This is a genomic window from Rahnella perminowiae (assembly GCF_019049755.1).
GTDB classification, from domain to species: domain Bacteria; phylum Pseudomonadota; class Gammaproteobacteria; order Enterobacterales; family Enterobacteriaceae; genus Rahnella; species Rahnella perminowiae.
Window position 1 is genome coordinate 1 of the sequence record NZ_JAFMOS010000341.1, and the last position, 5,446, is coordinate 5,446.

Below are 5,446 nucleotides of genomic sequence, written 5' to 3' on the forward strand. Positions count from 1 at the left end.
GTCTCCGCCCGCTCTCCCGAAAACATTTGCCCCTGAGATTTTTCTTGCATCCCAAAGCGCCATACGCATAATCGCAAATTCAAATAATAATGATTCTCAGTCCTTTTTACATTAGGGTTACACTATGCGCGAAAAAATTTCACCTGCGGGGTTTACACCGACCCTGCTGGCCCTGTTTGTCAGCGTCAGCTGCACGCCTGCACTCGCGGCCACAGCCCCTGCTCCGGCGACCGGTTCAACAGCTGCGGCGGGCGATACGATGACCATCGTCAGTACGCCGGATAATGAATTCCGGCCCGGCGGTAATCAGCTGGTTCCGGCCTATCTGGATGGCCAGGTGGCACATGGTGGCCGTCTTGGTATGCTTGGCGAACAGAATGCGATGGATGTGCCGTTTAACATCATCGGCTTCACCTCAAAATTGATGCAGGATCAGCAAGCCAGAACCATTGCTGACGTCGTGCGCAATGATGCCGGTGTTCAGAACGTTCAGGGGTATGGCAACTTCGCGGAAACCTACCGTATCCGTGGCTTCGAACTCGATGGTGATGACATGACGTATGGCGGATTACCCGGCGTGGTTCCCCGTCAGGTAATTGATACGTCATTAATTGACCGGGTGGAAATCTTCAAGGGTGCGAACGGATTACTGAACGGCGCGGCGACAAGCGGCGTTGGCGGCATGATTAACCTTGAGCCAAAACATGCGGATGACGCGCCGCTGACCCGCGTGGGTGTGGATTATACCTCTTCCTCGCAGGTCGGCGGCACGCTGGATCTGGGCCGTCGTTTTGGTGATGACAATCAGTTCGGTATCCGTTTCAATGCCGTTAACCGCGAAGGTGAAACCGGTATTGATGGTGAGAAAAAACGCACCACCGCAGCCTCGCTGGGCCTTGATTATCGCGGTGACCGCCTTCGTACCTCGGTGGACATGGGCTATCAAAAGAAAACCTTCCACGACGCCCGTCTTGGCGTAAATATCAGTGGTGTGGATTTCATCCCGAAAGTGCCATCCAACAGTCACAATTACAGTCAGGACTGGATATACAGCAATATTGAGTCCGAATTTGGTATGGCCAAAGCGGAATATGATGTGACTGATGACTGGACAGTGTATGGCGGCGTGGGCGCACAACATTCGCATGAAACCGGCGACTATGCCTCCCCTGCGCTGAAAGAGGCTGACGGAACGGCAACAATAGGCCGTCTGGATACCAACCGCATCATCAATAACTTCAGCGGAATGGCCGGCATTCGCGGCAATTTCGATACCGCATTTATTACCCACAAGGTCAATTTCGGTTATTCCGCCCTGACTTCACGCAATAATACCGCGTGGCGTATGGCTTACGGTGCCAATGCCGAAAACACCAATATTTATCACACCACGAATGTCCCGAACCCGACACCTAATCTGTCTGGCGGTCATTATGACGACCCGCTGACCACCGGGCGTAACCGGACTCAGGGCTATCTGTTAGCCGACACGCTGGGCATTCTGGATGACACCGTACTGTTCACCGTCGGTGCCCGTCATCAGAAAGTGATCGTACGTAATTACAAGAATGCGACCGGCGCTGAAGACGTGTCATCACGTTACAGCGACAGCCGCTGGATGCCGACGTACGGCGTTGTGTACAAACCGTGGCAGGTTATTTCCCTGTACGCCAACCACACCGAATCTTTACAACCCGGTGATGTGGCACCGGACACAGCGAAAAACTACGGTACAACCACCGGCATTGCGCATTCAAAACAAAACGAAGTGGGGGTAAAAGCGGACTTCGGGCGTGTTGGCGGTTCGTTTGCGTTATTTGAAATCAAAAAACCTTCAGGCATCCTCAACAGTCAGGATTTCTACGGCATGGACGGTGAACAACGTAACCGGGGTGCAGAACTGAACGTCTTTGGCGAGCCGGTGCTGGGCCTGCGTCTGAACGGCAGCGCCACCTGGATTGATCCGGAAATGACCAAAACAGAAGACAATACCTACAACGGTAAAGATGCGATTGGCGTGCCGCGTTACAACCTGGTTCTGGGGGCGGAATATGACATTAAACCGGTTGACGGTCTGACGGCCACCGCGCTGGTGAATCATTCCGGCTCCCAGTGGGCAGACTCGGCTAATACGAAGAAAATTGACGCTTATACTGTTCTGGATCTTGGCGTGCGCTACCGGACCAAAATTAACCAGAATGATATGGTCTGGCGTGCGGGTGTTGATAACGTGACCAACGAAAAATACTGGTCAAATATCGACAGCACCGGAACCTATATCTATCAGGGAGAACCGCGTTCGCTCAAAGTCTCAATGACGTACGACTTCTGATCCTGATGTAAAAAACCGATATAAAAAAGGGGATGCACACAGCATCCCCTTTTTTTGCAGTGCGGAGTTTTTATTGGCTGTTTTCCGGCGGCGGTAAGATGACCGTGATCTTCAGCCCGCCCTGCGTTTTCTTCGCTGCACGGATCTGCCCGCTATGAGCTTCACAAATCGCACGGGCGATGGATAAACCTAATCCGCTACCCCCGGAATGCCTTGCACGAGAAGATTCTGCCCGGCTGAAGCGTTCAAACATAACAGGCAGAAAACTGTCATCCACACCCGGCCCCTTATCCTGAAACGTTATCTCATAACCGCCATTGCGGGGGGCGATCGCGATGTCCAGACGCTGTCCTTCCAGCGCATAACGCAATGCATTCTCCATCAGAATGGTAAATACCTGCCCGAGCCGGAACGGATCACCGATATAACGGCACGGGGCACCCGGCGTCAGGGTGATATCAAAACCGGCTTTCGCCGACTGAGGTTTCAGCCATGTAATCCGCTCGCGCAGCAGTTCTGCCAGATCCAGCTCTGTCTTACTGAGGTTCAGCTGACCGGCATCCGCCAGCGACAGCAAATGCAGTTCGTCGATCAGACGGTTCAGATGCAAAAGCTGTGTCATCACCATCTGCAACTGCTGCGGCTCCGGGCGGAACACACCGTCCAGCATGCCCTGTAAACGCCCGACCGCCGCCGTGAGCGGCGATCGCAGTTCATGCGCCATCGCCACATGGGAGGCCCGCAACTCCCGCTCATAGCGTGAAAGTTGCAGCATCATGGCGTTAAAATCATCGGTGAACTGTATCAGCTCCGCCGGGGCATTTTTCACCGGCTCAGCCCGCGTATTGAAATCCCCCTGCGTGACCGCACGCGCCACTTGCGCCAGACGGCTAAATTGCGACGAAAGCGGACGCGCGGCTTTTAATCCCAAAATAGCGATAAACGGCGTCACCACTAATACCAGGATGCCAACCATAAGCCAGTCGGCCGAAGCGATGGAAGGATCGGAGTACCGCGCCCCCCAGCCCTGATCGACAATCTCATGAAAGCGCGTGAGGTTAAGATCCGGATTGTCCCGCAGCAGGTAGAATTCTGCCCTGAGCGCGGGAGACATATGGTGCAATACCCAGAGATTCTGAATGGCAAAACGCAGCCACATGCACAACGCGATCACGACCACACTGCCGATGGCCAGCGTCAGGACCCGCACACAAATCCAGCGCCACAAGGACTGATAATTTGACGGATTCATGGTTGTCTGAACCGGTAACCGACGCCACGCACGTTGACTAACACGTTAACGATACCTGCAGACTCGAGTTTTTTGCGCAGGTTATAGACATGCGTATCAACCACCCTTTCCAGCGCCTCGCTTTCCGGCAGACAATGTTCCAGTAAATACTGACGTGAGAACGGGCGTGTCGGTGCCCGCATCAGTGTGCTCAGAACGCCAAATTCTGTTGGTGTTAAATCAAGATAATGCGATTCGCCCGAGGTTGAGCGAACCGCCGCCGTCAACGCCTCGACATCCACGTCGAGCCCCTGCCAGCGCAACACAGCGGGGGTGCTGTTTTCCTCTGCTGCAACACGGCGCAGCACTGCCTGCACCCGGGCCACCACTTCCCCCGGATTATAAGGTTTGACCACGTAATCATCTGCACCGAAACGCAGCGCGCCAATTTTATCGGGCATGTCACCCATCGCTGTCACCATGATCACCGGCGTGCTGCTTTCACGCCGCAGCGATGCCAGAACATCGGTGCCACGCATTCCCGGCAGCATCACATCCAGCAGAATGAGATCCGGCTTCCAGCGCAGCGCGTGCTCCAGCCCGGAAAGGCCGTCACCGGCAATTTGCACGTCATACCCTTCACGTTTTAAATAAGCATCGAGAACATCTGCCGCATCGGCATCATCTTCAATAATCAGGATCCGCTTTGTCTGCATCGTGGTCGCCTTGACTGTTTCATCATAAATTCCCGGCAGTTTACTGCACTGCCTCTTCTTACTTCAGGTTTCAGACGCGGCTGCAATCCGCTACGAAACATACGTTTGGGTGATGAGGGATTATAATGATATCCAGAAAACTAATACTGCATATTACCTGTTTCAGTGTTTCCTGTATTGCCTCCCGGTTCGGCCTCCGGCGGGTGATCGTTGCTGTCACCCGATCCGCAGGCAAAACCCTGCAAATTTCGCGGGCCACGCGCTTTCTGAGGGCTCAAAAGCATAAAACCCCGGATCCGGTTCATGCGATTATCGGGCGGCTATTTCGGGGATAATTGTCACAGGCAACGCCCCGCTTCCAAATTTATCCTTCAGGAAAAAAAGATGACGACCTTAAACGAAAAACTGGCCTGGCGTTACGCCACCAAGAAGTTTGATGCGACCAAAACGGTACCGGCCGAAAAGATTGAAAATATTATTGAGGCCGTGCGTCTGGCACCGACCTCAAGCGGCCTGCAACCCTTCGAACTGTTAGTGATCACCAATCCTGATATTCGTGCAAAAATCCGCACCGTTTCCTGGGATCAGGCACAGGTTACTGACTGTTCTCACCTGCTGGTATTCGCGGCATGGGATGACATCACACCTGAACGCGTGAACATGATGTTTGACCTGACCAATGAAGTCCGTGGTTTTAAAAACGAAGGCTGGGAAAGCTACCGCCAGAAGCTCTTGGCTATCGTTGCTGAACGCGGTACCGAAGCCAATTATCAGGCCGCCGCGCGTCAGGCCTACATTGGTTTAGGCGCCGCGTTGATTGCCGCCGCGTTTGAAGAAGTTGATGCGACGCCGATGGAAGGGTTTGATCCTATTGCCGTGGATGAAATCCTCGGCCTGAAAGACAAAAACCTGCGCAGTGTCGTGATCCTGCCGCTGGGCTATCGCGCCCATGAAGGTGACTGGCTGGTGAACCTGAAGAAAGTTCGCCGCAGCCGTGAAAACTTCGTGACTGAAATTAAGTCATAAACACATCTGTCCCATCTTTTGCAGTATCGCCTTATTATTAAATGGCATTGCGGAAGGTGGGATTCACTTCTTTTCATTTAATTAACAAATTAAATTCATACGTCCCTTCTCTGTTGTATTATTACATCCCTTCCGTAGAAT

4 protein-coding genes are annotated in these 5,446 nt (G+C 53.3%); 2 read left to right on the forward strand and 2 right to left on the reverse strand.

Features of this window, described 5'->3' with window-relative positions:
- Positions 1–124 precede the first annotated feature (124 nt).
- Positions 125–2,332, forward strand: a complete 2,208-nt coding sequence (locus J1785_RS03705; RefSeq protein WP_217218846.1) for a TonB-dependent receptor — start codon at positions 125–127, stop codon at positions 2,330–2,332.
- Positions 2,333–2,402: 70 nt separating this feature from the next.
- On the opposite strand, the gene J1785_RS03710 is transcribed toward J1785_RS03705, so the two are convergent.
- A complete protein-coding gene (locus tag J1785_RS03710; RefSeq protein ID WP_129951355.1) occupies positions 2,403–3,584 on the reverse strand; it encodes a sensor histidine kinase in 1,182 nt (393 codons plus the stop codon).
- Positions 3,581–4,279 (reverse strand): response regulator, encoded by a 699-nt coding sequence (locus tag J1785_RS03715; protein WP_129951356.1) that lies wholly within the window; start codon positions 4,277–4,279, stop codon positions 3,581–3,583. Before J1785_RS03715 ends, J1785_RS03710 begins: the two co-directional genes overlap by 4 nt.
- Before the next feature lie 384 nt (positions 4,280–4,663).
- Between J1785_RS03715 and J1785_RS03720 the strand changes: the two genes are divergently transcribed.
- On the forward strand, positions 4,664–5,305 hold the full coding sequence (locus J1785_RS03720; protein ID WP_217218847.1) for a nitroreductase family protein: 642 nt from the start codon (positions 4,664–4,666) through the stop codon (positions 5,303–5,305).
- The last annotated feature ends 141 nt before the right edge of the window (positions 5,306–5,446 follow it).